Source organism: Streptomyces sp. NPDC055632 (assembly GCF_053618675.1).
Map to the genome: position 1 here is coordinate 346242 of NZ_JBSHHY010000002.1, position 25273 is coordinate 371514.

The 25273-nt window shown below is 74.8% G+C and carries 26 protein-coding genes; 10 read left to right on the forward strand and 16 right to left on the reverse strand.

The window, feature by feature from the left end; all coding sequences use genetic code 11:
- Window positions 1-3 precede the first annotated feature (3 nt).
- Window positions 4-1689 carry a VWA domain-containing protein gene (locus ACWGSR_RS04145; protein WP_453563357.1) on the reverse strand — a complete coding sequence of 562 codons (1686 nt, stop codon included), beginning with the start codon at window positions 1687-1689 and terminating at the stop codon, window positions 4-6.
- 259 nt (window positions 1690-1948) lie between these two features.
- On the opposite strand from ACWGSR_RS04145, the gene ACWGSR_RS04150 reads away from it, so the two are divergent.
- Complete coding sequence (locus tag ACWGSR_RS04150) at window positions 1949-4000, forward strand: PhoX family protein (protein ID WP_453563358.1); 2052 nt, start codon at window positions 1949-1951, stop codon at window positions 3998-4000.
- Between the two features lie 25 nt (window positions 4001-4025).
- Here the strand turns inward: ACWGSR_RS04150 and ACWGSR_RS04155 are convergent, their stop codons facing one another.
- The 6 genes from ACWGSR_RS04155 to ACWGSR_RS04180 form a co-directional block, all read right to left on the reverse strand.
- Entirely contained in the window at window positions 4026-5033 is a 1008-nt protein-coding gene (locus ACWGSR_RS04155; RefSeq protein WP_453563360.1) for a hypothetical protein, read from the reverse strand.
- A 65-nt stretch (window positions 5034-5098) separates the two neighbouring features.
- Window positions 5099-6571: an APC family permease gene (locus ACWGSR_RS04160; protein WP_376231789.1), complete on the reverse strand. Its 1473-nt coding sequence runs from the start codon at window positions 6569-6571 to the stop codon at window positions 5099-5101.
- A 194-nt stretch (window positions 6572-6765) separates the two neighbouring features.
- Complete coding sequence (locus tag ACWGSR_RS04165) at window positions 6766-8724, reverse strand: FUSC family protein (RefSeq protein WP_376231790.1); 1959 nt, start codon at window positions 8722-8724, stop codon at window positions 6766-6768.
- A gap of 123 nt (window positions 8725-8847) precedes the next feature.
- Window positions 8848-9225 carry a nuclear transport factor 2 family protein gene (locus ACWGSR_RS04170; protein ID WP_376231791.1) on the reverse strand — a complete coding sequence of 126 codons (378 nt, stop codon included), beginning with the start codon at window positions 9223-9225 and terminating at the stop codon, window positions 8848-8850.
- Window positions 9226-9273: 48 nt separating this feature from the next.
- Complete coding sequence (locus ACWGSR_RS04175) at window positions 9274-9510, reverse strand: DUF2630 family protein (protein ID WP_376231792.1); 237 nt, start codon at window positions 9508-9510, stop codon at window positions 9274-9276.
- Window positions 9511-9528: 18 nt separating this feature from the next.
- A complete protein-coding gene (locus tag ACWGSR_RS04180) occupies window positions 9529-10581 on the reverse strand; it encodes an endonuclease/exonuclease/phosphatase family protein (protein ID WP_453563363.1) in 1053 nt (350 codons plus the stop codon).
- Between the two features lie 142 nt (window positions 10582-10723).
- Between ACWGSR_RS04180 and ACWGSR_RS04185 the strand changes: the two genes are divergently transcribed.
- Window positions 10724-11092, forward strand: coding sequence for a hypothetical protein (locus ACWGSR_RS04185; RefSeq protein ID WP_453563366.1), 369 nt, complete (start codon window positions 10724-10726; stop codon window positions 11090-11092).
- 55 nt (window positions 11093-11147) lie between these two features.
- Here ACWGSR_RS04185 and ACWGSR_RS04190 read toward each other — a convergent pair whose 3' ends face one another.
- The 3 genes from ACWGSR_RS04190 to ACWGSR_RS04200 are packed head-to-tail and all read right to left on the reverse strand — an operon-like array spanning window position 11148 to window position 12916.
- Window positions 11148-11576, reverse strand: coding sequence for a hypothetical protein (locus tag ACWGSR_RS04190; protein WP_453563368.1), 429 nt, complete (start codon window positions 11574-11576; stop codon window positions 11148-11150).
- A gap of 4 nt (window positions 11577-11580) precedes the next feature.
- A complete protein-coding gene (locus ACWGSR_RS04195) occupies window positions 11581-12081 on the reverse strand; it encodes a DUF7144 family membrane protein (RefSeq protein ID WP_376231798.1) in 501 nt (166 codons plus the stop codon).
- A 37-nt stretch (window positions 12082-12118) separates the two neighbouring features.
- Window positions 12119-12916 carry an alpha/beta fold hydrolase gene (locus ACWGSR_RS04200; protein ID WP_376231800.1) on the reverse strand — a complete coding sequence of 266 codons (798 nt, stop codon included), beginning with the start codon at window positions 12914-12916 and terminating at the stop codon, window positions 12119-12121.
- A gap of 76 nt (window positions 12917-12992) precedes the next feature.
- On the opposite strand from ACWGSR_RS04200, the gene ACWGSR_RS04205 reads away from it, so the two are divergent.
- The 5 genes from ACWGSR_RS04205 to ACWGSR_RS04225 all read left to right on the forward strand — a co-directional run bounded on the left by ACWGSR_RS04205 (window position 12993) and on the right by ACWGSR_RS04225 (window position 17961).
- The gene (locus tag ACWGSR_RS04205) at window positions 12993-14327 is read left to right on the forward strand and encodes an aminotransferase-like domain-containing protein (protein WP_376231801.1); all 1335 of its coding nucleotides are present in this window, start codon (window positions 12993-12995) and stop codon (window positions 14325-14327) included.
- A 97-nt stretch (window positions 14328-14424) separates the two neighbouring features.
- On the forward strand, window positions 14425-14832 hold the full coding sequence (locus tag ACWGSR_RS04210; RefSeq protein WP_376231802.1) for a hypothetical protein: 408 nt from the start codon (window positions 14425-14427) through the stop codon (window positions 14830-14832).
- Window positions 14833-14868: 36 nt separating this feature from the next.
- The gene (locus ACWGSR_RS04215) at window positions 14869-15837 is read left to right on the forward strand and encodes an ATP-binding cassette domain-containing protein (protein ID WP_376231804.1); all 969 of its coding nucleotides are present in this window, start codon (window positions 14869-14871) and stop codon (window positions 15835-15837) included.
- The gene (locus ACWGSR_RS04220; RefSeq protein ID WP_453563373.1) at window positions 15834-16700 is read left to right on the forward strand and encodes an ABC transporter permease; all 867 of its coding nucleotides are present in this window, start codon (window positions 15834-15836) and stop codon (window positions 16698-16700) included. Before ACWGSR_RS04215 ends, ACWGSR_RS04220 begins: the two co-directional genes overlap by 4 nt.
- A gap of 175 nt (window positions 16701-16875) precedes the next feature.
- The gene (locus tag ACWGSR_RS04225) at window positions 16876-17961 is read left to right on the forward strand and encodes a MerR family transcriptional regulator (protein ID WP_453563375.1); all 1086 of its coding nucleotides are present in this window, start codon (window positions 16876-16878) and stop codon (window positions 17959-17961) included.
- Window positions 17962-17981: 20 nt separating this feature from the next.
- Here the strand turns inward: ACWGSR_RS04225 and ACWGSR_RS04230 are convergent, their stop codons facing one another.
- From ACWGSR_RS04230 to ACWGSR_RS04245, 4 genes are all read right to left on the reverse strand, one after another.
- Window positions 17982-18356: a VOC family protein gene (locus ACWGSR_RS04230; protein WP_376231807.1), complete on the reverse strand. Its 375-nt coding sequence runs from the start codon at window positions 18354-18356 to the stop codon at window positions 17982-17984.
- Window positions 18357-18475: 119 nt separating this feature from the next.
- Entirely contained in the window at window positions 18476-18901 is a 426-nt protein-coding gene (locus ACWGSR_RS04235) for a universal stress protein (RefSeq protein ID WP_376231808.1), read from the reverse strand.
- Between the two features lie 74 nt (window positions 18902-18975).
- Window positions 18976-19599, reverse strand: coding sequence for an FMN reductase (locus ACWGSR_RS04240; RefSeq protein ID WP_453563380.1), 624 nt, complete (start codon window positions 19597-19599; stop codon window positions 18976-18978).
- 4 nt (window positions 19600-19603) lie between these two features.
- Window positions 19604-20683, reverse strand: a complete 1080-nt coding sequence (locus ACWGSR_RS04245) for an LLM class flavin-dependent oxidoreductase (protein WP_376231845.1) — start codon at window positions 20681-20683, stop codon at window positions 19604-19606.
- A gap of 191 nt (window positions 20684-20874) precedes the next feature.
- Here ACWGSR_RS04245 and cbiE point away from each other — a divergent pair, with 191 nt between their 5' ends.
- Together cbiE and cobM are read left to right on the forward strand one after the other, a co-directional pair.
- Window positions 20875-22203, forward strand: a complete 1329-nt coding sequence (gene cbiE / locus ACWGSR_RS04250) for a precorrin-6y C5,15-methyltransferase (decarboxylating) subunit CbiE (protein WP_453563383.1) — start codon at window positions 20875-20877, stop codon at window positions 22201-22203.
- The gene (gene cobM, locus ACWGSR_RS04255) at window positions 22200-22949 is read left to right on the forward strand and encodes a precorrin-4 C(11)-methyltransferase (protein ID WP_376231812.1); all 750 of its coding nucleotides are present in this window, start codon (window positions 22200-22202) and stop codon (window positions 22947-22949) included. Before cbiE ends, cobM begins: the two co-directional genes overlap by 4 nt.
- Window positions 22950-23089: 140 nt before the next feature.
- Here the strand turns inward: cobM and ACWGSR_RS04260 are convergent, their stop codons facing one another.
- Window positions 23090-23164 carry a 50S ribosomal protein bL37 gene (locus ACWGSR_RS04260; protein WP_372460710.1) on the reverse strand — a complete coding sequence of 25 codons (75 nt, stop codon included), beginning with the start codon at window positions 23162-23164 and terminating at the stop codon, window positions 23090-23092.
- Window positions 23165-23245: 81 nt separating this feature from the next.
- On the reverse strand, window positions 23246-24370 hold the full coding sequence (locus ACWGSR_RS04265) for a cobalt-precorrin-5B (C(1))-methyltransferase (RefSeq protein WP_453563386.1): 1125 nt from the start codon (window positions 24368-24370) through the stop codon (window positions 23246-23248).
- Window positions 24371-24382: 12 nt separating this feature from the next.
- Between ACWGSR_RS04265 and ACWGSR_RS04270 the strand changes: the two genes are divergently transcribed.
- Window positions 24383-25114 (forward strand): cobalt-precorrin-6A reductase, encoded by a 732-nt coding sequence (locus ACWGSR_RS04270; RefSeq protein WP_453563389.1) that lies wholly within the window; start codon window positions 24383-24385, stop codon window positions 25112-25114.
- Window positions 25115-25273: the final 159 nt, after the last annotated feature.

The following is a 25273-nucleotide window of genomic DNA, read 5'->3' on the forward strand; positions in this document are numbered from 1 at the left end:
CTTTTACAGCTCCAGGCCTTCGAGCAGGCCCCGGTAGAAGGCGGCGTGCGCCGTCCCGGCCGGGGTCACGCCCGGGAAGTACGCGGCGGTACGGGGCGTGCCGCCGAGCTTCCTGAGGTAGTCGAAGGCCTTGTTGTCCGGCTCGCCCCAGGCCACGAACCGCCAGTGCAGCGGGCGGTCCGCCGCCCCGGCGAGCGCCTGCGTGGCGGCCGTCTTCGCGTCCGGCGCGCCGTCCGTCTGGAAGACGACCAGGGCCGGGCGGGTGGGGTCGGTCTTCTCGTGGTGGGCGAGGACCTCCTCCACGGCGCGGTGGTAGTGGGTGCGGCCCAGGCGGCCGAGGCCGGCGTTGATCTCCTCGATGCCGGTGGGGGAGAGCGTGGCGGGGGTCAGCTCGGCGGTGCCGTCGATGTCCGTGGAGAAGAACACGGCCGTGACGGCGGCGTCCTCGTCGAGGTGCGCCGCGAGCGCCACCGTCTGCTCGGCGAGCCGCTGCACGGAGCCGTCCTTGAAGTACCCGCGCATCGAGCCGGACCGGTCGACGACCAGGTACACGGCGGCCCGCGCCCCGTCGAGCCCCTGCTTCTTGAGCACGGTCCCGGCGGCCTTGTACGCGTCGGCGAGGTGCGGGGCGACGGCCTTGACCTTGGCGAGGGGGAGGGCGGGGCCGGCGGTCGCCGGGACGGGAGCCTCGTGAGTCGCGGGAGCCTCGGGCTCCAGGGCGGTGATCACGGGGGTTTCCGGCGTGGGTACGGGGGTGGGGGCGGGGGCCTCCGGCTCGGGTGCGGTGGCCTCGGGCTCGGGTGCGGCCTCGGGCGCGGTGGCTTCGGGAGCGGTGGCTTCGGCGGGCTCGGGCTGGACCTCGGGCTCGGCCTGGGCCACGGGAGCGGTGGCCTCGGGCTCGGGCTGGGCCTCGGGGGCGGTGGCCTCGGCGGGCTCGGGCTCGACCTGGACCTCGGAGGCGGTGCTCTCGGGCTGGACCTCCGGCTCGGCCGGGGTCTCGGGCTCCGCCGGGGCGGCTGCCTGCGCCTGCGGCTGCGGCTCGTCGGTGTTGTCCGCCGGCTGCTCCGCCTGCTCCTCCGGAGCGGGAGCGGCGGCGGGCTCGGCCGGGGCCTCGGCCTGCGGCTCGGCTTCCGGTGCCTCCTCGATGGCGGCGGCCGGCTCGGCCTGCGGTTCCGCTTCCGGAGCCTCGGTGGTGGCCTCCGGCTCGGCCGGGGTCCCGGCCGCCGTTTCGGCCGGCTCGGCCGGAGCCGCGACGGCGGTCGCCTCGGGCTCCTCCTCCACCTGCTCCTCCGGAGCAGCGGAAGTCGTCGTGGTGGCCGTCTCGGTGGCCGGTTCCGTCACCGCTTCCGGTTCCGTGGGAGCGACCCGCGCCGGCTCCTCCGCGACGACCGGTTCCGGTTCCGGCTCCGCCTTCCGGGCCTTCGGGACCTGCGGGTTGTCGAAGGACGCCGCCACCAAGTCGTCCGCCGCTCGGCGGGCCTCCTCCTCGGGAGCTTCCGGGGCCACCGGAGCCACCGGGGCCACCGGGGCCGCCGACGTGACCGGATCCGACGTCTCCGAGGCCTTCACGGCCTCCGCCGTCTCCGCCGTCTCCACCGTCTCCTCACGCGACTGGGGCGGGACGGAGGTTGCCGGGGATTCCTCGCGGTCCCGGCCGAACACCTTGCGCAGCATGCTCCGAATACCCATGGGCGAACCCTTTCGCATGAGTGGGGGTGCAGTGTGAATGTCCGTACTGGGTGTTTCGGGACTTTCATCCCTGGCCAGGGCGGATACGTAAGGTTAGCGGCCACTTCCCGCCACCTCCGTGCCCCGGTCGCCCTCGGACGCCCCGCATTCATCCGGCGTTCATTCCGCCGCCGCCCCCGTGCAGGGACCCGCACCTAGCGTCACCGCCGAAGACATCCCGACACCATGTCGGCGCAGTGCTGCGCCGGAGGAGGACGAAGTGCGCAAACTGCTGCCGCTCCTGAGCACGAACCCGCACGGAGGCGGCCGTTCCGCTCTCACCTGCCGCTACCGCTGTGGCGACGCCTGCTTCCACGAGGTGCCCAACACCAGCGACAACGAGTACGCCGGCGACCTCATAGCCGGTGTCCTCTCCCGCCGTTCCGCCCTGCGGGCCGCCGCCGTCGTCACCGTCGCCTCCGCCGTCGGCGGCGCCGCCGTGCTCGGCGAGGCCCCGGCCGCCGAGGCCCACGGCGGTCACGGGCACCGGCCCGGCAGGGCCGACGGCGCCCGCGGCCTCCGCTTCGCCCCCGTCGCGCCCAACACCGCCGACCAGGTGACCGTCCCCTCCGGCTACTCCCAGAACGTGGTCATCCGCTGGGGCGAGCCCATCCTCCGCGGCGCCCCCGCCTTCGACGCCGAGAAGCAGACCGCGAAGGCCCAGGCCGGCCAGTTCGGCTACAACAACGACTTCCTCTCCCTGCTGCCGCTGTCCGGGGAGCGCGACCGCCAGGTCCTCGTCGCCAACCACGAGTACACCGACGAAGTCCTGATGTTCCGCGGCTACGACCCCGCGAACCCGACCCGCGAGCAGGTCGAGACCGCCTGGGCCGCGCACGGCCTGTCCGTCGTCGTGGTCGAGGAGGAGCGCCGCAGCGGCAGGCTGACGCCGGTCTCCCGCCACCACCTCAACCGGCGCCTCCACACCACCAGCGAGTTCCGGGTCACCGGGCCCGCCGCGGGCAGCGACCTGCTGAAGACCTCCGTCGACCCGACCGGCCGCAAGGTCCTCGGCACGCTCAACAACTGCGCCGGCGGCACCACCCCGTGGGGCACCACCCTCCACGGCGAGGAGAACTTCAACCAGTACTTCGCCAACGGCTCCAGCGCCACCGACAAGCGCTACGGCGTCGGCTCCGGCGCCACCGAGCGCAAGTGGGAGCGGTTCGACAAGCGCTTCGACCTGAAGCAGGAGCCCAACGAGGTCCACCGCTTCGGCTGGGTCGTCGAGCTCGACCCGTACGACCCCGACTCCACGCCCCGCAAGCGCACCGCGCTCGGCCGCTTCAAGCACGAGGCCGCGCAGCCCCGCCTCACCGCCGACGGGCGCCCGGTCGTCTACATGGGCGACGACGAGCGCTTCGACTACTTCTACAAGTTCGTGTCCAGCAAGCGGATGAAGAAGGGGAGTTCGCGGGCCGCCCGCGAGCACAACCTCACCCTCCTCGACGAGGGCACGCTGTACGTCGCCAAGCTGACCGGCGACTCCCCGGCCGCCGAGGTCGACGGCACCGGCAAGCTCCCGAACGACGGCGAGTTCGACGGCTCCGGCGTGTGGATCCCGCTCGCCACCGGGAACGTCTCGCACGTCCCCGGCATGACCGCCGAGGAGGTGTACGTCTTCACCCGCCTCGCCGGGGACAAGGTCGGGGCGACGAAGATGGACCGCCCCGAGGACGTCGAGCCCAGCCCCCGTACCGGCCGCGTGTACGTCGCGCTCACCAACAACACCGACCGCGGCAAGGCCGGCAAGGCGGGCGCGGACGAGGCCAACCCGCGCAACCTCAACAAGCACGGGCAGATCCTGGAGCTGGCCGAGCACTGGGACGACCCGTCCTCGGACGGCTTCGCCTGGCGCCTCTTCCTCGTCGCGGGCGACCCGAACGACCCGGCGACCTACTTCGCCGGCTTCCCCAAGGAGAAGGTCTCCCCGATCTCCTGCCCGGACAACGTCGCCTTCGACCCGCACGGCAACCTGTGGATCTCCACCGACGGCGCCCAGCTCGGCTCGCACGACGGCCTGTTCGGCGTCGCGGTGCAGGGCGAGCGGCGCGGTGAGCTGAAGCAGTTCCTGACCGTGCCGAAGGGCGCCGAGACCTGCGGCCCGATCGTCCAGGACCGGCGCGTGCTCGTCGCCGTGCAGCACCCGGGCGAGATCGACGGGGCGTCGGTCGAGAAGCCCGCGTCGACCTGGCCCGACGGGCCCGGGAAGATCGTCCGCCCGTCGGTCGTCGCCGTCTGGCGCACGGACGGGCGCGACATCGGCGTCTGACCGGAGCCGTACAGCGGAACCGGTCTCAGTCGCGGGCCCGGGGGCACTCCACCCCCAGGCCCTCCCTGAACCGGGTGAACTGCTCCTCCGGGTCCCCCGTGTACGCCCACGGCACCCACGCCGCACGCCGCCCCAGCATCCCGAGCAGCTCCCTGGCGATGTCCACCTGGCCCGCGTAACAGGCGGCGTGCGCGAGGAAGTTGAGGTCTCCGACCTCCTCGGGCGCCACCGGGAGCGCCGGGTCGCGGCCGTCGATCCAGCGGGCGTGCGTGCGGCGCAGCTCGGTCACCGCCAGCTCGTGCTTCCAGTGCTGGTCGAAGCCGCGCACCGGGCCCCGGCCCAGGGCGCCGTCCGCGATGTAGCGGTACTCCTCGACCCGGGCCACCTGCACCAGGACCGGCAGCGGGGAGCCGGGCGGCGCCACGCCCGCCGCGTCGCGGGCGAAGTCGTACATGCTGCCGTGCGTGCCGTGCCACCGCGCCGACCAGTACCGCAGCACCTGGATGTGGCCCTCGGTGTTGTACGGGTCGCGGCGCCGCAACTCGTCGAACCAGTGGCGCAGTTCGCGGCGCGGCACCCCGCCCTCGTACAGCCTGGCCACCGACAGGAGCGACACCCACGGCATCGGGTCGGCGGGCGCGGCCGAGGCCGCGCCCCGGCAGGCGTCCACGGCCGCGTCGATCCGGCCCCGGTCGACGGCCGCGCCCCGGCCGGCCGCGATGGCCGCGTCGAAGACCCGCACCACCTCGGTCGCGGCCCGCAGCACGGCGGAGTCCGGGTTGCCCGGCTCGGCGGCCCACCAGGTCTCGACGGTGGAGCTGCCCGCGGCGGCGTGCGAGAGGAGCCGGATCCGGTGGGTGCGGCGCGCCCAGTCGTCGCCGGTGGCGGCGAGCAGGTCGCGCACGCCCTGCCAGCGGCCGATGACGATGTCGTGGCGCGCCTCGGTCAGTGCCCGGTCCCCGAAGTCCGGGTCGAAGTCGGGCACGAAGCGCTCCGGGCGCGACGGCCGCGCGGAGCGGCGGCGTACGGCCATGCCTGGTCCTCCTTCGGGTTCGCCTGCCGTCGTCCGGGGCAGCCGTCCGGCGGCCGCCGGACGGCTCAGAAGTCTGTCGCGTAGCTCTTGTCCCGGGCGCCCGGGGTGGCCGCCCCGGCGGCGGCCGAGGCGGCGAGGGCGCGGACGGCGTCGAGACGGGCCGGGCGGCGGTAGTAGTCGCTGCCCTTCCCGGCGTACACGGCCAGCGGGACCACGCCGAGGAGCAGGCCGCCGAGGCCGATGGCGAGGGCGGTGGTGGAGAGTTCGCCCAGCGACTCGACGAAGGCCCAGAGCATGAACGCCGAGCCGAGCAGCGGCCAGAGGCCGCCGACGACCAGGTTCTTCACGGAGCGGAGGAGCAGGCCCTTGTAGGCGACGACGGCGGCGATGCCCGCCAGGCCGTAGTAGAAGGCGATCTGGAGGCCGATCGCGGAGACGGCGTCCCGGAGGATCTGCTGCACGGAGCCGGCCGCCGCCGCGGCGGCGAACAGCAGCAGCGCCGCCCCGCCGACCGCCGCGATCGCGACCCACGGGGTGTTCCAGCGCGGGTGGACGGTGCCGAGCGCGGCCGGCAGGGTCCGGTCGCGGCCCATCGCGAAGAGCGAGCGGGTGACCTGGATGAGGGTGGTCTCCAGGGTGGCGACGGTCGACAGGAGGACGGCCACGACGAGGAGCTTGCCGCCGACGCCGGGCCAGACCTCCTGGCCGACGACGGCGAGGACGTTGGGCCCGGCGCGGTGGATCTCCTCCGAGGTCAGCAGCACGTTGACGGCGACGGTGATGGCCTCGAAGAGGACGAAGACGAAGCCGACGCCGACGAGCGCGGCGACCCCGGCGGTCCGGCGGCTGTTCCGGGTCTCCTCGCTGAGGTTGCTGGTGACGTCCCAGCCCCAGTAGTAGAACGCGGCGATCAGCGCGCCGGCGGCGAACCCCCCGGGCCCGTCGAACTGGGCGAGGCCGAACCAGGACCAGTCGAAGGCGGTGGCGTGGCCCCGGTGGGCCACGGCGGCGAGGACGAAGCCGGCCAGGATCAGCATCTCGACCCCGGACATGATCAGCTGCGCCCGTACGGTGAGCCGGGCGCCGCCCAGGACGACGAGCAGCATCACCAGGAACCAGCAGGCGCCGACGGCCGCCGCGAGCGCGGTGTGGCCGGCGAGGTCCGGGGCGACCAGGGAGAGCGTGAGGGAACCGGCGGGCAGCGAACCGGCCACCATGAAGACGGTGGTGGAGAAGACGAGCGCCCAGCCGGAGAGGAAGCCGAGGAAGGGGTGGAGGGCGCGGCCCACCCAGGAGTACGCGGCACCGGCGTTGACGTCGATCCGGCCTAGCCGGGCGTACGCGAGGACGATGCCGAGCATGGGTATCGCGCAGTACAGCAGGGCGGCGGGGCCGCCGACGCCGACCGCGCCGAAGAGGACGGCGGTGGTCGCGGCGAGCGAGTAGGCGGGGGCGCTGCCGGCGACGGCCATCACGATCGTGTCGAAGGTGCCGAGGACATTGGGCTGGAGCCCTCTGCTGCTGGTGGTGGTGCGCATGGCGGATCCTCGGGGCGCGGGGGGTGAGACAGGGCGAAGTGGCGCGTCCGCCGGGCCGGTTGCCGGCGGTGGCGGGCGCGGATCACCGTGAATGGGCGCATCGTAGTCGCCGGGACGGCTTCCGGTAACGGCGGCGGGGAGGGTTCCGTTCCGTGACCGCCGGTAAGTTCTCCCGTGCGCCCCCGGAAGGGGGTTTATCGCAGGTCGGGACCGGCGATGGCGCGGGCCGCGCGGACCTCCTGGCGGAGCGGTTCGAGGACTCCGTTCTCGTCCCCGGGCAGTTCGGTGCGGACCTCCACGAGGGTGTCGTCCGCGCGCAGCCCGTCGGCGAGTTCGCGCAGTTCCCGCTCCACCTCGGCGGCCTCCTCGGGCGCGGGCGCGGGGGCGCCGTGGTCGATCCGGATGCGGGCGGCGGTGGTGGCGTCCACGATCCGCTCGACGGCGACGACCAGCGGCCACCAGGCGGCGGCGCGGGTGCCGGTCGGCGGGGGCTCGGTCAGGGCCCGCTGGAACTCGGTGCGGACGGTCGACAGGTCCCGGTAGAGCGCCCGGCGGGCCCGCAGCCGGGCGTGCGGGTCGGGGCCCTCCCCCGGGGAGAAGGCGCGGGCCACGTAGTCGGCGGTGTCGGAGACGGCGTCCGCGAGCCGGTCCCCGATCCGGGTGTGCCAGGACTCGGGCCAGAGCAGGTAGCCGGCGACGAGGGCGATCCCGCAGCCGATGAGCGAGTCGTAGAGGCGGGGCAGGACGAGGCCGAAGCCCTGGTGGTTGAGGGTGTCGGAGAGCAGCAGGATCACCGGGGTGATGGCCGCCGTCTGGAAGGCGTACCCCTTCGCGGAGAACGCCGGGATCAGGGCCGCGAGCACCGCGAGGACGGGCACGTCCCACCAGCCGCGGGGCACCTCGGCGAGGACGAGGGCGGCGAGGAGGACGCCGAGGGCGGTGCCGAAGGCGCGGAGCACGGCCCGGGAGAAGACCGAGCCGAAGTCGGGCTTCATGACGAAGGTGACGGTGAGGGCGACCCAGTACGAGCGGGGCACGGCGATCAGCGACACCAGGGCCTGCGCGAGGCCGATGCAGAGCGCGAGCCGCAGGCCGTAGCGCCAGGAGGCCCCGGAGAGGAGGACGGCGCGGGTGGTGCGGCGGATCCGGACGCGGAGCGCGGCGGGCCGGCCGAGCCGGTCGTCGACGTTGTGGGGGTCGGGGTCCGTCTCGTGGACGACGTGCGCCGCGTGCCGCAGCGCGTGGTCGACGGCCTTCTCGGAGGGGCGCTCGGGGGCGGGCAGGTCGAGGACGGGGTCGCCTGTGCGGCCCTCCTCGACGGCGTCCGCGAGCTCCCGGACGGCGGCCGGGACCTCGGCGGGCGGCGGGCCGGCGATCCGGGCCCGCAGGTGGGCGGCGGGCGCGGCCTCGACGAGCGGGACGACGACGTTGAGCCGCGCGAGCAGCCGGACCGGGGCGGCGGCGCGGCCGTGCTGCCGGGCCCGGCGGGCCAGGACCAGGTCGTACGCGTGGTTCAGGGCGGCGGTGACGGCCCGCCGCCGCTCGTCGTACGCGGAGGTCCCCGCGGCCTCGTAGAGGTCGGCGACCGCCCGGTAGGTGGCGGCGACGGCGGCCTTCTCGGGCGCGTCGCGCCGCAGCGGCCAGCCGAGCAGGGTGAGGACGAGGACGACGAGCCCGCCCAGGGCGAGCAGCAGCGGCGCCGTCCACCACGGGTCGGGCATGGGCAGGCCCGCGCCGACGACGGCGTTGAGCAGCAGGAGCAGGCCGGAGACGGAGGCGACCGCGCCGATCGAGGAGATCATCCCGGAGACGAGCGCGACGCAGGTGAGGACGGCGACGGCGGCCCAGCCGTACCCGAAGACGAGGGTGCCGAGGGTGACGCCGACGGCCCCGAAGAGCTGCGGCACGGCGATGTTGAAGACCCGCATCCGGTAGGCGTCGGCGGTGTCCCCGATGACCCCGGACAGGGCGCCCATCGACACCAGCGCCCCGTACGCGGGCCGGTCGACGGCCAGGCCGACGGCGAGCGGCGCGGACAGGGCGACGGCGGCGCGCAGCACGGCGGCCCACGGGACCGGCGCGGGGGCGGGCCGCATTCCGGCGGTCAGCCAGGCGGGCGGGGTGAGCCGTCCGGCTCCTTCTGATCGCGCCATGCCCACCAACGTACTGGCGGGGCGCCCGCGCCGCCGCGCCCGCGCCCGGCCCCGGGCCGTCGCACGGGCTCGACGGGGCGCGTCACAGGGGCTCGACGCGGGCGGCCCGCCACCCGGGGTGCGTCACATGGGCTCGACGAACGCGGCCCGCCACGCGGGGCCCGGGTCGGAGCCGGGGGTCGTCCAGTACTCCGTCCCCCGGACGATCCGGCCGTCGCGGACGGTCCAGAACGACACCGCGCGGAACACTCCGACGCCCTCGTGCGGGACCTCGACCTCGGAGACGGCCTCGCCGTCCCCGGCCACGATCCGCAGCACCCGGATCGACCAGCCCTCGGGATACGCGCGGTTCACCGCGACGTAGTCGTCCCGGCCCGTGATCCGCTCGCCGCTGACCGGCCACTCGACGACGGCGTCCGCCGCGAACAGGGCGGCCAGGCCGTCCCAGTCCCGCGCCTCCATCCGCTCCCACAACGACTCGACCACGCTCGACGACTCCATGGCGCGCACTCTGTCAGAGGGGTCCGACAACCGGCCCGGCATCTCCGCTCAGCTGCGGTACGACTCCACCTCGGCCGCCGGGCGGAGGGTCGCCGTGTCCGGGTCCTCGCCGAACTCGGCCTTGGCGCGGCGCTGGCGCAGCAGGTCCCAGCACTGGTCGAGGCGCACCTCCAGTTCGGTCAGGCGGGCGCGCTCCTCGGGGAGGAGGCCGCCGGTGCGCTGCCGCAGGGCGCGCTCCTCCTCGACGAGGGCGCCGATGTCGTCCAGGATCTCCTCGTTGTCCATGCCTTCCAGCGTGGCCGATCAGCGCTCTCCCCGCAGGTCGAGATCGGCGAGGACGGCCCGGTGGTCGGTGCCGGCCAGGTCGAGGAAGCGGACCCCGGCCACGCTGAACCCGTCGCCGACCAGGACGTGGTCGATCTGTACGTACGGCGGGAGCGGGCCCTCCGTCGGCCAGGTGGCGACGCGGCTCTTCCCCGCCTCCCAGGCCGCGTCCCGCAGGCGGCCCTCCTTCAGGATCGCGCGGAAGGCCGCGTGGTCCTGGGAGGCGTTGAAGTCCCCGGCGATCAGCGTCGGGCCCGTGCGCGGGGCGGCGAAGTCCCCGATGCGGCCCAGCTCCCGCTTCCACACGTCCACCTGGCCCGGCACCGGCGGCATCGGGTGGGCGAGCTGGACGCGTACGGAACGCCCGGCGATCTCGGCCGTGGCGCCCGGCATCCCCATCGTCGCCGGGATGATCCGCCGGTCGCGCAGCGGATGGGCGCTGAGCAGCACGGAGCCCGCCGATCCGTCGGCCTCGACGGCGGCGCGGTGGGGGAGTTCGGCCGCGAACGCCGCGGTGAGGGCGCGCCCGCAGGCGCGGTCGCACTCGGAGACGTACACGAGGTCGGGGCGCTCGCGCCGGACGGCGGCGATCAGCGCGTCCGTGGCCTGGCCGAACTCGACGTTGGCGGCGAGGACGCGGACCCGGGCGAGCGGGAGGCCGTGACCCACGACGGCCCACGTCGTGTACGGCAGGGAGCTCCAGGCGGTGGCGGCGAGGACGACGGCGGCGGTGAACGCGAGGCCCCGGCGGCGGGCGACGGCGGCCAGGAGGAGGCCGAGTCCCGCGGGGACGGTCAGCCAGGGGAGGAAGGAGAGGAGCTGCGGGACGGGGGTGATCCCGTCCGTGTCCAGGAGGCGGCAGGCGGTGATCAGGGCGGGCACGACGAGCAGAAGTCCGGCCGTCAGGGCGGCCGGACGGCGCCGGGGCCGGAGGGGCGGCGGCGGTGGTGCGGCGGCACCCGCCGCCACAGGCTCGGGCCTCAGCGCCGGTTCGCGCTCCGGAGCCGGCGCGGCGGCGGGGTCGGGGTCCACGCCGTTCAGTGTCGCAGGGACCGTGCGGCTCCCGTCGGCCCGCCCTTACCGGGACGCCCCGCGTGAGCTATCTTGAACGCGTTCAATTGAACGCGTTCAAGAGTTCGGGAACGGGGTGGGTGTCATGGGGGAGGAACGGCAAGTGTCCGCACGGCAGCGGGCATGGGTCGTGGCGAGCGTCGCGGCCGCGGGGTGCGCGGTGTTCCTGGGGTTCCTGATCGGCCCGTACCTGGCCTTGTTCTTCCTGATCAGCGGGTGTGTGACCATTCCGCCGCTCTTCATGCGGGATCAGCCCGAGGCGTGCGCCCGGGCCTGTCTCCTCATCGGGACCGGTCTACTGGCCTGGTCGCTGGTCGCCGCCGTCCTCTGCGTGTTCCTGTTCCTCCCGGCGGCCCTGCTGCTGCTGGTCGCGGCCTTCGTGGACCCCGCCAACCGGCCGGGCGCCGGGTGGACGGTGACGACGCCCCTCGCGGTCGCGGCGCTCTCCGCGCTGGTCGTGCTCTCGTGGTGACCGGGGCGCCCTCGCCACCGACGGGACCCAGGCGCCTTCCGGACGCCCCGGGCCCTCAGTGCCGCAGGGCCCGGCCGATCTCCGCCTTCGTCACGCCCGAGAGCTGCCGATTGCTGCGCGCCGTACCGGACTTGGACTTCCCCGGTGCCACGGCGTCGATGTTCAGGACGACGGAGTCGAGCAGTTTCCCCTCGCCGTCGCGGAAGTCGACCTTGACCGTGTAGTCGGCGTCCTTGTCCTTCGGGTTGGTCGCGGTGACCTCCGCGACCGTGCGGTCGCCGTCGGCGCGGGGCTCCCCGGCCTTCACGTCGCCCTTCGCGTCCACACCGTCCTCGACCTCGTTCATCTTCCGCTCGGCGGCCGAGGCGACCGCCGCCGTCGCGGACGAGACGGCACCGCCGGCCGCGTCCTTGGCGGCGTCGCAGCCGGTGGTGAGGGCGAGCGCCGCCGCGAGGACCGCGGCGGCGCCGGCGGTGCGTCCCATACCGCTAGTACCTCTCGTCCGGGCCGTACGCGTCGTCCGTGGCCAGCGCCCAGATCACGAAGATGGAGACGGCCATGGAGAAGAGCGCCCACCAGGGCTGGTAGGGCAGGGAGAGGAAGTGGAAGAGGACGTTGAGGGAGGCGAGCGTGATGCCCGCGACCCGGCCCCACTCGGCGCCCTTGAGGATGCCGGACCCGGCGATGACGAGGATCACGCCGAGGATCAGGTGGATCCAGCCCCAGGTGGTGAGGTCGAACTTGAAGACGTAGTCGCCGACCCGGGTGTAGACGTCGTCCTCGGCGATGCCCGCGATGCCCTGGAAGACGTCCATGAAGCCGATGACCAGCATGAGGACACCGGCGAAGAGGGTGCCGCCGGAGGCCCAGGCACCGGCGGTGCTCTGCTTGCGGGGCGGTGCTGCGTTCGGGTTGCGGGGCGGCGCTGCGTGCTGGCCCTGGCTCTGGCCCTGGCCCGGACGCGCGGTCCCGTCGTCGTTCTGGCTCATGGGCCCATCGTGGGAGCGTCCGCGCGCCGGCGAACCTTCAAGCGGTCCGTTCGAGTGAACGCAGGAACGCCGCCAGGGCCGCGTCGAACTCCTCCGGCCGCTCCAGATTGGGCAGGTGCGCGGCCCGTTCGACCACGACGAGCGCGGAGCCGGGGATCAGCGCGTGCGTCTCCTCCGCGCCGGAGACCGGGGTGTACGTGTCGTCCCGGCCGACCACGACGAGCGCGGGCACGGTGGCGGCGGCGAGCGACTCCCGGTAGTCGGGCCGCTCGGCCCGGCCGCGAAGGGCGGCCGCCGCCGCGACGGGGTCGGTGGCGCACATCATGCGGTGGACGTGGGGCGCGGCGTGCGTGTTGTACGGGGCGACCATCAGGTCGAGCACCTCGTCGGCGTACCCCCGCATGCCCTCGGCGAGGAGCCGGTCGGCCATGGCGTTCCGGACGCCCTTCCCCTCCTCGGTCTCGGCGGCGGGGAAGGTGTCCGCGAGGACCAGGCCCCGGACGCGGCCGGGGTGGCGGCGGTGGAACTCCATGGCGATCTGGCCGCCCATGGAGAGCCCGGCGAGGACGCAGTCCTCGACGCCGAGGTCGTCGAGGAGGGCGGCCAGGTCCCCGGCGAAGACGTCGAGCCCGACGGCCTTCGCGTCCGTCGCGAGCGGGGTGGATCCGTAACCGCGCAGGTCGGGGGCGATCACCCGGTGCGTGCGGGAGAAGCGGTCGAGCTGGGGCCGCCACATGGTGTGGTCGAAGGGGTGGCCGTGGACGAGGAGGAGGACGGGTCCGGAGCCCCGGTCCTCGTAGAAGGTCTCGGTACCGGCTGTTCGGGAGACGGGCATGACGGCAGGCTAGGCAGCGCCGACTTCTCGGTGCAATGAAAACTTTGCCCTCGGTGCAATGGGAGAGGGGTGCCCCGTGGAGGAGTACCGGAGGATCGCGGACCGCGTCGAGGCGGCCGTGCGGGACGGGCGGCTGCGGCCCGGCGACCGGCTGCCGCCCCAGCGCGTCTTCGCCCGGCGGCACGGGATCGCGAACTCGACGGCGATCCGGGTGTACGGGGAGCTGGCGCGCCGGGGGCTGGTCGTCGGGGAGGTCGGGCGCGGCACCTTCGTCCGGGCGGCGCCCCCGCCGCCGGGGCCCGCGCTCGTCGAGGCGACCGGGACCGCGCCCGTCGACCTCCAGCTCAACTACCCGGTCGCGGAAGGCCAGTCGGAGCTGATGGCCCGCGCGCTCACGGCCCTCGCCCGGCCCGGCGTCCTCACCGGGACCCTGGTGCGGCCGGCCGCCGCCGACGGCACCCCGGAGGCCCGCGACGCGGCGGCGGCCGTGCTCGCCGGGACCGGCTGGGCCCCGGACCCCGGGAGCGTCCTCTTCGCCGGGAGCGGCCGCCGGGCCGTCGCCGCCGCGCTCTCCGCGCTCGTGCCGCCCGGCGGACGCCTGGGCGTCGAGGAGCTCACGTACCCACCCCTCAAGGCCGTCGCCGAACGGCTCGGCATCCGGCTCGTGCCCCTCGCCCTCGACGCGGAGGGGGTGCGGCCCGGGGCGCTCGCGGCGGCCCACCGGACGGCGCCGCTCGCCGCCGTCTACCTCCAGCCGACCCTGCACAACCCGCTCGCGACGACCGCCGGGGAGGAGCGGCGGGCCGCGCTCGCCGAACTCCTGCGCGGGCTCGACCTGACGGCCGTCGAGGACACCACCTGGGCCTTCCTCGACCCTGCCGCGCCCGCCCCGCTCGCCGCGCACGCGCCCGAGCGCGTCGTCCTGGTGGACAGCCTCTCCAAGCGGCTCGCCCCCGGCCTGACCGTCGGCTACCTCGTCGTCCCCGGCCGGCTGCGCGCGGCGGTCGCGGAGGCGCTGCGCTCCGGCGCCTGGACGGCGGACGGGTTCGCCCTCGCCGCCGCCACCCGCTGGGCCGGGGACGGGACGGTCGCGGAGGCCGTCGCCGCCAAGCGGGCGGACGTGGTCGCCCGGCACGCCCTGGTCCTGCGGCGGCTCGCCGGACAGGCCTTCCGGACCTCCCCGCACGCCTACTTCTGTTGGTGGGAGCTGCCCGCGCCCTGGCGCGCCGAGACCTTCGCGGCGGCGGCCGCCGCACGCGCGGGCGTGGCGGTCACCCCCGGCGGCGCCTTCGCGACGGGCCCGGGGGCGGCGCCCGGCGCGATCCGGGTGGGCCTGGCCTCGCCGCCGCACGCCGTGCTCGACGGGGCCCTCGCCCGCCTCGCGGACCTCGCGGCGTCCGGGCCCGGCTGATCCACTTGCGGCGCACCGGCCGCGGGTGTGCCCTGGAGGGTGCGGGAACCAGGGGGTGAGAGGCGCCGGAGGCGCCCGAGACGAAGGAGCTCCTGCCATGGCCGCACATGCAGCGCTGCCCGCCCGGCGGCGCCACGTCAGCACCCACGGCTGGGCCGTGCCGATCACGATCGGCGTCCTGTACGGCTTCTACGCCGAGACGAACGCCCGCCACGGCGGTCCCCTCGCCCTGAGCCAGCTCTGGATCGGCCTCGTCTCCGCCGTCGTGCTCTCCGTGGCGATCTACGCCCTCCACCGCTACGGCCGGGCCCTGCCCCGCGTGCCGCGCGCCGCCGCGTGGGGTGCCCTGGTGGGCATCGCGGTCGGCTACGCCTACAGCCTCACCAACGCCACCGTGCTCTCGTCGAGCGGGCTCGGCCTGGCGTCCGCCCTGGCCACCACGGTCGCCGCCCACTACTTCTTCTACACCCACGAGGGCGCGGCGGGCCGCCCCGCGACCCGCTGACCGGAACCCGGACGCCGGGGACGACGGAGGAACCGCATGACCGACCTCGCCATCGAGACCGAGGGCCTGGTCAAGGTCTTCGGCACCAACCGGGCCGTGGACGGCGTCGACCTGCGGGTCCCCGCCGGAACCGTCTACGGCGTCCTCGGCCCCAACGGCGCCGGCAAGACGACCGTCGTCAAGGTGCTCGCCACCCTGCTCCGGCCCGACGGGGGCCGGGCCGGCGTCTTCGGCAAGGACGTCGTCGAGGACGCCGACGCCGTACGCGGGCGCGTGAGCCTCACCGGCCAGTACGCCTCCGTCGACGAGGACCTGACCGGCACGGAGAACCTGGTGCTCCTCGGCCGGCTGCTCGGCCACTCCCGGCCCGCCGCCCGCGAGCGCTCCGAGCAGCTCCTCGCCGCGTTCGGCCTCGCGGAGGCCGCCGACAAGCAGATCAAGAACTACTCGGGCGGCATGCGGCGCCGCATCGACATCGCCGCCTCCATCCTCAACACCCCCGACCTGCTCTTCCTCGACGAGCCGACCACCGGCCTCGACCCGCGCAGCCGCAACCAGGTCTGGGACATCGTCCGCGCGGTGGTCGCCCAGGGCACCACCGTCCTGCTGACCACCCAGTACCTGGACGAGGCGGACCAGCTCGCCTCCCGGGTCGCCGTCATCGACCACGGCAAGGTGATCGCGGAGGGCACGAAGGGCGAGCTGAAGGCCTCGGTCGGCTCGGGCTCGGTGCACGTGCGGCTCCGGGACCCCGAGCGGCGGCGGGAGGCCGAGCGGGTCCTGCGCGGCACGCTGCGGGCCACCGTGCAGCTCGACCCGGACCCGGTCGCGCTCACCGCCACCGTCGACGGCCACGGGACGGACCTCGGCGCCGCCGAACAGGCGGCACGGGCGCTCGCGGAGCTGGCGCGCTCCGGGATCACGGTCGACAGCTTCGCGCTCGGGCAGCCCAGCCTCGACGAGGTGTTCCTGGCGCTGACGGACAGGAAGGGAACGGCGGCATGACCACTGTCACCACCGGCAAGGACGCGAAGGGCACCGACACCGCCGAGTTCACCGCCCCCAGGGCGGAGGATCTCGCGGAACTGTTCGTCGGACGGTCACGGCCGCCCCGTCCGGGCGCGCTCTCCGCCTCGATGACGTTCGGCTGGCGGGCCATGCTGAAGATCAAGCACGTGCCGGAGCAGCTCTTCGACGTGACGGCGTTCCCGATCATGATGGTGCTGATGTACACGTACCTCTTCGGGGGCGCGCTGGCCGGTTCGGTCTCCTCGTACGTCCAGTTCCTGCTGCCCGGCATCCTGGTGATGAGCGTCGTGATGATCACGATGTACACGGGCGTCTCGGTCAACACCGACATCGAGAAGGGCGTCTTCGACCGCTTCCGCACGCTGCCGATCTGGCGCCCGGCGCCGATGGTCGGCTACCTCCTCGGCGACGTCGTGCGCTATCTGATCGCCTCCGCCGTGATGCTGACGGTCGGCGTGATCATCGGCTACCGGCCGGACGGCGGCCTCCCCGGCGTGCTCCTCGGGGTCGCGCTGCTCCTGGTGTTCTCGTTCTCCTTCTCGTGGATCTGGACCATGTTCGGCCTGCTGCTGCGCAGCGAGAAGTCCGTCATGGGCGTCTCGATGATGGTGATCTTCCCGCTGACCTTCCTGTCGAACGTCTTCGTCGACCCGAGGACCATGCCGGGCTGGCTCCAGGCCTTCGTGAACAACAACCCGGTGACCCACGTGGCGAGCGCGGTCCGCGAGCTGATGGCGGGCGGCTGGCCGGGCGTGGACGTCGCCTGGTCCCTGGGCTGGTCGGCGGTCTTCGTCCTCGTCTTCGGCTGGGTCACGATGCGGCTGTACAACCGCAAGTAGCGGGCGCACGGGAGACGGTTGACCTTCCCCGGCGGGGAAGGTCGAGGATCGGTGGGGCCGGGCGCCACGGGGGCGGCCGGCACGGGGAGGCGGCACGCCGGTGGAAGGGCACGGACGGGACGGGGCGGGGGAACGGCGCGGGACGGCCGGAAGGGCCGGCGCGCGGGAACCGCTCATGACGATCGGGGAGTTCGCCCGCGCGTCCCGGCTCTCCGCCAAGGCGCTGCGCCGCTACGACGAACTCGGCCTGCTCCCGCCCGCCCGCGTCGACGCGTACACCGGCTACCGGTACTACGCCGGCGCGCAGGTGGAGCGGGCGCGCCTGGTGGCCTGGCTGCGGCGGATCGGGATGCCGCTCGACGGGGTCCGGGACGTGTGCGCGCTGCACGGCACGGACCCGGGGGCCGCGGCCCGCGCGGTCCGTGCCCACTGGGCGCGCGTCGAGGCCGAGACGGCGGAGCGGCGCGACCTGGCCGCCTCCCTGCTGGACCGACTGGGAGGAAGCACCGGTATGACGACGACCGTACGGCCCCACGCCCTGCTCGCCGCCGCGCTCTCGGAGCGCGGCCGGGTGCGGGGGACCAACCAGGACCGGGCGCACGCCGGCCCGCGCCTGCTCGCCGTCGCGGACGGCTACGGCGGGGCGGGCGAGCGGGCCGCGGCGGCCGCCCTCGCGGCCGTCGGGGGGATCGCGGCGCCCGGCGACCGGGCCGGGGACCTGCTCAACGCCCTGGAGGACGCCGTCCGCCGCGCGGACGCGGAGGTCGGCGCGGCGGCGCCCGGCTCGGGGACGACCCTGACGGCCGGGGTGTGGACGGGGTCCCGGCTCGCGCTCGCGCACGTGGGGGACGGGCGCGCGTACCTGCTGCGGGCCGGGAGCCTGGTGCGCCTCACCCGTGACCACACCGCCGTCCAGGCGCGGGTGGACGCGGGCGAGCTCGACCCGGAGGCGGCGGCGGCCCACCCCGACCGGGCGCTGCTCCTGAGGGCCCTCGACGGGACGGGGGACGGGCCCGCCCCCGATCTGAGCCTGCACGAGGGGCGGCCCGGGGACCGCTGGCTGCTGTGCACGGACGGCCTGTCGGCGGTCGTGCCGGAGGAGGAGCTGCGGGCCGTCCTGGCGGGCGGCGCCGGTCCGGACGGGACCGCCCGGGCCCTGCTCGCCCTGGCCGACGGGCGGGGCGGCCCGGACAACGCGTCGTGCGTCGTGGCGGACGTGCTGCCGTCGGGGGCGGACGGGCCCCAGGAGCCAGGTAGCTGAGTAGCTGAGTGGCCAGGCGGCTAGGAGGCCGTGCGCGGGACGGTCTGCTGGACCGACCAGCGGTTGCCGTCGGGGTCGGCGAAGTGGACGAAGGAGCCCCAGGGCTTGTCGTCGATCTCGCTGACCTCGATGCCGCGCGCGACGAGGTCGTCGTGGGCCTCCTGGATGTCGGCGACGACGACCTGCATGTTGTCCAGGGAGCCCGGCTCCATTCCGGTGACGCCCCTGCCGAGGGCGATCGAGCAGGCCGAGCCCGGCGGGGTGAGCTGGACGAAGCGGACGTCCTCGCTCACGGTGACGTCGTGGTCGGCGTGGAAGCCGACCTTCTCGTAGAAGGCCTTGGCCCGGTCGACGTCGGTGACGGGGACGCCGATCAGCTCCAGCTTGATGTCCATACGGGCTCCTCACGCTCCTCACGGGCGCGGGCCGCACCGCGCGGCCCCACCGGCATCATGCGCCGGGAGGCCGCGCGCCGCCGCTCGGGAAGGCCCGGGGGCGGGGTCCCGCCGGGGTCCTACTCGCCCCGGACGACCACGACCGGGCAGGGTGCGTGCTGGGCGACCTGGGTGGAGACCGAGCCGAGGACGGCGGCCCGGAAGCCGCTGTGGCCGCGGTCGCCGACGACGAGGAGGCTCGCGCCCTTCGCCGCGTCGACCAGGGCCTGCGCGGCGTTTCCGCCGACCACCGTGCGGGTGGCGTCGGCCGCCGCCTCCGGGGTGAGCGCGTCGGCCAGGGCCTGGTCCAGGATCTGCGCGGCGAGCCGCTCGGGGTCGAACTCCGCCGGCACGCCCGGCATCAGCGTCGCCCAGGAGGCCGGGTACTCCCAGGCGATGACCGCCTCCAGGGAGTCCCCGGTCAGGGCGGCCTGCCCGGCCGCCCACTTCAGGGCCTTCAGCGCGGGCTCCGACCCGTCCACGCCCACCACGATCCTGCCGGCCATCGCCGACCTCCGTCCGTCGTACGGCACATCTGTGAGATCCGCCTCCAACGTAACAAATCGGTTGGACCGGACGGTCAGTCGAGGCGCAGATCGGCCAGTTGGCGTTCGAACGGCACGACCTCGTCCTCGTCCGCCTCCCGGGCCGGCCGGGCCGCGACCGCGTCCGCGAACTCGTACCCGGCCCGGTTGATCCGGGCGGGGAGCCCTTCCGTGTACTCGTCGCCGCCCGAACCCCAGTCCTCCGAGGCCGCGTAGACGGCGGTCGGGACGGTCAGGGCCCGCAGGTAGGCGAAGAGCGGCCGCAGGGCGTGGTCCAGGACGAGCGAGTGGCGGGCGGTGCCGCCGGTCGCCCCGATCAGGACCGGGACGCCGGTCAGCGCGGCCGGGTCGACCAGGTCGAAGAACGACTTGAACAGACCGCTGTACGAGGCCGTGAAGACCGGGGTCACCGCGATGACGCCGTCCGCGCCGGTCACCGTGTCGATCGCCTCCTGGAGCCGCCCGGAGGGGAAGCCGGTGACGAAGTCGTTGGCGATGTCGACGGCCAGGTCGCGGAGTTCGACCACCTCGACGTCGACGGCGTACTCCTGCTCGGCGAGCCGGTAGCGGGCCGCCCGGAGGAGCCGGTCGGCGAGGAGCCGGGTCGAGGAGGGGCTGCTGAGACCGGCCGAGACGGCGACCAGCTTGAGCGTGCGCATGGCGTCAGACCTCCTGGGACTTCACGACGGCGGGGTGGAGCGGGGCGGTGGCGGGGACGCCGGCCGGGCGCAGGTTCGCGAACTCCTTGCGCAGCACCGGGACGACCTCCTCGCCGAGGATGTCGAGCTGCTCCAGGACGGTCTTCAGGGGCAGTCCGGCGTGGTCGACCAGGAACAGCTGGCGCTGGTAGTCGCCCACGTAGTCGCGGAAGGACAGGGTGCGCTCGATGACCTCCTGCGGCGAGCCGACGGTCAGCGGGGTCTCGCGGCTGAACTCCTCCAGGGAGGGGCCGTGGCCGTAGACCGGCGCGTTGTCGAAGTACGGGCGGAACTCCCGTACCGCGTCCTGCGAGTTCTTCCGCAGGAAGACCTGGCCGCCGAGGCCGACGATCGCCTGCTCGGGGGTGCCGTGGCCGTAGTGCGCGTACCGCTGCCGGTAGAGCCGGACCATCTTCTCGGTGTGCTGCTTGGGCCAGAAGATGTGGTTCGCGAAGAAGCCGTCGCCGTAGTAGGCGGCCTGCTCGGCGATCTCCGGGGAGCGGATGGAGCCGTGCCAGACGAACGGCGGGACGCCGTCGAGCGGGCGCGGGGTGGCGGTGAAGCCCTGGAGGGCGGTGCGGAACTTGCCCTCCCAGTCGACCACGTCCTCGCGCCACAGCCGGTGGAGCAGCGCGTAGTTCTCGATGGCGAGCGGGATGCCCTGGCGGATGTCCTGGCCGAACCACGGGTAGACCGGGCCGGTGTTGCCGCGGCCCATCATCAGGTCCACGCGGCCGTCGGCGAGGTGCTGGAGGGTCGCGTAGTCCTCGGCGATCTTCACCGGGTCGTTGGTGGTGATCAGGGTCGTGGACGTGGACAGGACCAGGTTCTCCGTGCGGGCGGCGATGTGCCCGAGGAGGGTGGTGGGGGACGACGGGACGAACGGCGGGTTGTGGTGCTCCCCGGTCGCGAAGACGTCGAGCCCGACCTCCTCGGCCTTGAGCGCGATGGCGACGGTGTTCTTGATCCGCTCGTGCTCGCTGGGGGTGCGGCCGGTGGTGGGGTCGGTCGTCACGTCGCCGACGGTGAAGATCCCGAACTGCATCGTGCTCACCTCTCGCGTTCCCGGGTGCCTTTCCCGGCTAGTGGTTGAATCTTAAACCATCACGTCCAACGGTGTCACCCCTCCGGGTATTCCGGGCGCTCCGGCCCCGGTGCGCGGCCCGGACGTGACCACGCCCACGAGGAAGGGAGACGGGCGCTCCCGTAGAGTTCGGCGGCGTGAACGGTGCGGGTGTGAACGGTGCGATATCGGTCGTCGGGATCGGCGCGGACGGCTGGGACGGACTCCCCGGGGCCTCCCGCCGCGTCCTGCGCGCCGCCGAGGTCCTGATCGGCGCCCCCCGCCAGCTCGACCTGCTGCCCGCCGACTGCCCCGGCGAGCGGATCGCCTGGCCCTCCCCCCTCCGTCCGGCCGTGCCCGGCCTGCTCGCCGCCCACGAGGGGCGCGCGATCGCCGTCCTGGCCAGCGGGGACCCCTCCTTCCACGGCATCGGCCGCACCCTCGCGGAGACCGTCGGCGCCGACCGGCTCCGGATCCACCCGCACCCGTCCTCCGTCTCGTACGCCTGCGCCCGGCTCGGCTGGCCCCTGGAGGAGACCGAGACCGTGTCCCTGGTGGCCCGGCCGCTCGCCGCCCTCGCCGCCGTCCTGCACCCCGGGCGCCGGATCCTCGTCCTCGGCGAGGGCCCGGAGACCCCCGCCCGGGTGGCGTCCCTGCTGCGGGACACCGGCTGGGGCGGCACCCGGATCCGGGTCCTGGAACAGCTCGGCGGGCCCCGCGAACGGCTCCTCGACGGGACCGCCGGCACCTGGCCGTACGAGCGGACCGACGCGCTCCACGTCCTCGCGCTCGACTGCGTGCGCGACCCGGACGCGCTCCGGCTCGGCGCCGCGCCGGGCCTGCCGGACGAGGCGTACGAGCACGACGGGCAGCTCACCAAGCGGTACGTGCGCGCCGCCACCCTCGCCGCCCTCGCGCCCGCCCCCGGCGAACTCCTCTGGGACGTCGGCGGCGGCTCCGGCTCCATCGGCATCGAGTGGATGCGGACCCACCGCGCCTGCCGCGCCGTCGCGATCGAGAAGAGCCCCGAGCGGGCCGCCCGCATCGCGCGCAACGCCGACGCGCTCGGCGTCCCCGCCCTGAAGGTCGTCACCGCCCCGGCGCCGGAGGGCCTGGCGGGCCTGCCGACCCCGGACGCGATCTTCGTCGGCGGCGGCCTGACCGCCCCCGGCCTGCTCGCGGCCTGCTGGGACGCGCTGCCGGCCGGCGGCCGGCTCGTCGCCAACACCGTCACGCTCGAATCCGAGGCGCTGCTCGCCGAGGCCCACCGCCGCCACGGCGGGGAACTCGTCCGACTCGCGGTCGCCACCGCCGTCCCCGTGGGCGGCTTCACCGGCTGGCGGCAGGCGATGCCGGTCACGCAGTGGTCCGTCACGAAGCGGTCCGTCACGGAGGGGTCCGTCGCAGAGGGGCCCGTCACGGAGGGGCTTGTCACGAAGCGGTCCGTCACGGAGGGGTCCGTCACGCGGCGGCCCGTCACGAAAGGTTCTGAAGAGGGATGACCGTCTACTTCATCGGCGCGGGCCCCGGCGCGGCCGACCTGATCACCGTGCGCGGCGCGCGGACCCTGGCGTCGTGCGGGGTCTGCCTCTACGCCGGCTCCCTCGTCCCCGTCGAGCTGCTGGCCGAGTGCCCGCCGGACGCGCGGCTCGTCGACACGGCCCTTCTCGACCTGGACCAGATCGTCGCGGAGATCGCCGCCGCCCACGAGGCCGGGCGGGACGTGGCCCGGCTGCACTCCGGGGACCCGTCGGTGTTCAGCGCGGTCGCGGAGCAGATGCGCCGCCTGGACGCGCTCGGCATCCCGTACGAGGTCGTCCCCGGCGTCCCGGCCTTCGCGGCGGCGGCGGCCGCGCTGAAGCGGGAGCTGACCGTCCCGACGGTCGGCCAGACCGTCATCCTCACCCGGATCGCGCAGCAGGCCACGCCGATGCCGGAGGGCGAGGACCTGGCGACCCTGGGCCGCAGCGGCGCCCTGCTCGTCCTCCACCTCGCCGCCCGCTACGTCGACCGGGTCGTCGCCGAGCTCGTCCCCCACTACGGCGCGGACTGCCCGGCCGCCGTCGTCGCGATGGCCAGCCGCCCCGACGAGGTCGTCCTGCGCGGCACCCTCGACGACATCGCGGCGCAGACGAAGGCGGCCGGGATCACCAAGACCGCCGTCATCCTCGTGGGCCGCACCCTCGCGGCCTCCGAGTTCCGCGACAGCCACCTGTACGACCCGGCCCGCGACCGCCACGCCTGCTGACGACCGCGCACACGCGGAGGGCGGCCGGACACGCGGAGGGCGGCCGGACTACGCGGAAGGGCCGGACACACGGAGGGCGGCCGGACACGCGGAGGGGCCCCGGGGAGATCCCCGGGGCCCCTCCGTCACCACGGCTCGGCTCAGGTGTTCGGCCGCTTGCCGTGGTTCGCGCCCTTCTTCTTCCGGGCCCGCCGCTTGTTGCCACGCTTCGACATGAGTCTCCCTCTCGGTCGCTCGGTCGGGTGTTCGCTGGCAAGCCTAGGGGCGTGCCTCCCGGTCCGCACGTCGTGCCGGTCTCACGCCCCCGGCCCCTTCACCGACGACCGTCCCACCACCGTCCCCGCCCGGTCGATGCAGACCACGTCCACCGCGACCGGGGCGCCGCGCAGGACCGCCAGGGACTCGTCGCGGGCGCGGGCCGCGACCAGGTCGCCGAGGGGGACGGCGGCGGCCTCGCAGAGGCGGAGGGCGGCCAGGCCGGTGTTCGCGGCGGCGATCTCCGCCGCCAGGGCCTCGGACGCGCCGCCCGAGCGGGCCAGGTCCGCCAGGAAGCCCTTGTCGACCTGGGAGCGGGCCGAGTGCAGGTCCAGGTGGCCCGCCGCCAGCTTGGAGAGCTTCGCGAAGCCGCCGCAGACCGTCAGGCGGTCCACCGGGTGGCGGCGGACGTACTTGAGGACCGCGCCCGCGAAGTCGCCCATGTCGAGCAGGGCGATCTCCGGCAGGTCGTACAGGTCCGTCACCGTCCGCTCCGAGGTCGAGCCGGTGCAGCCGGCGACGTGCGTGAGGCCGCCCGCGCGGGCCACGTCCACGCCCCGGCGGATCGAGTCGATCCAGGCCGAGCAGGAGTACGGGACGACGACGCCGGTCGTGCCGAGGATCGACAGGCCGCCGAGGATGCCGATCCGGGGGTTCCAGGTGGAGCGGGCGATCTCGGCGCCGCCGTCGACGGAGACCGTGACCTCCACGTCCCCCGTGCCGCCGTGCGCGGCGGCGACCCGCGCCACGTGCTCGCGCATCAGCTGCCGGGGCACCGGGTTGATCGCCGGCTCGCCCACGTCGAGGGGCAGTCCCGGCAGGGTGACCGTGCCGACGCCCTCGCCGGCCCGGAAGACCACGCCCGAGCCCGGCGGCAGGAGCCGTACCGTCGAGCGGATCACGGCCCCGTGCGTGACGTCCGGGTCGTCGCCCGCGTCCTTCACCACCGCCGCCATGGCCGTGTACCCGGCGTGCTTCTCGGCCGTGAGCGCGAACGACGGCGTCTGCCCCTTCGGCAGCGTGATCGTCACCGGGTCCGGGAACTCCCCGGTCAGCAGGGCCGTGTACGCGGCCGTCGTCGCCGCCGTCGCGCAGGCACCGGTCGTCCAGCCCGGGCGCAGACCGGTGTGCTTGAGTTGGGCCTCGCGCCCGCCGCCTGAACTCACGAAGGGGCTCCTGTGCACGTACTCATTCTCGGCGGGACCACCGAGGCCCGCGCCCTCGCGGGACTGCTCCACCCCCGCGTCCGGGTCACCAGCTCCCTCGCGGGACGGGTCGCCCGGCCCCGGCTGCCCGAGGGAGAGGTCCGGATCGGCGGCTTCGGCGGCGCCGACGGGCTCGCGGCCTGGATCGGCGCACACACGGTGGACGCGGTCATCGACGCCACCCATCCCTTCGCCGAGCGGATCAGCTTCCACGCGGCCCGGGCGGCCGCCACCGCCCATGTTCCCCTGCTGGCCCTGCGCCGACCCGGCTGGGTCCCGGAGGAGGGCGACGACTGGCGTGACGTGGGCTCCCTGGCGGAGGCCGCCACCGCCCTCGACGGCCTCGGCGACCGCGTGTTCCTCACCACCGGCCGCATGGGCCTGGCCGCCTTCGCCGACCGCCCGGAGTGGTTCCTCGTCCGCTCGGTCGACGCCCCGGAGGCCCCGGTGCCGGTCCGTACCGAGGTCCTCCTCGACCGGGGTCCCTTCACCCTCGACGGCGAGCGCGAGCTGCTGCGCCGCCACCGGATCGACGTCCTGGTCACCAAGGACAGCGGCGGCGCGGCCACCGCCCCGAAACTGACCGCCGCCCGCGAGGCCGGCATCCCGGTCGTCGTCGTCCGCCGGCCTCCGGTCCCGGAGGGCGTCCCGGTGGCGACGACCCCCGAGGAGGCCGCCGCCTGGGCGCTGGAGGGACCCTCCTAGGGCGTGTGTCGAAAGTCCCGCCTGCCCGGCGGCGCCCGGCACGCACGCTCGCCGCGTTGTCGGGATCACCCCGATACAACCAGTATCGGGGCGACCCTCCGCCTTGCGATCGCACGCACCGGACACCGCCGGGCCTGCCCTTCGGGCAGACGGCGCTAC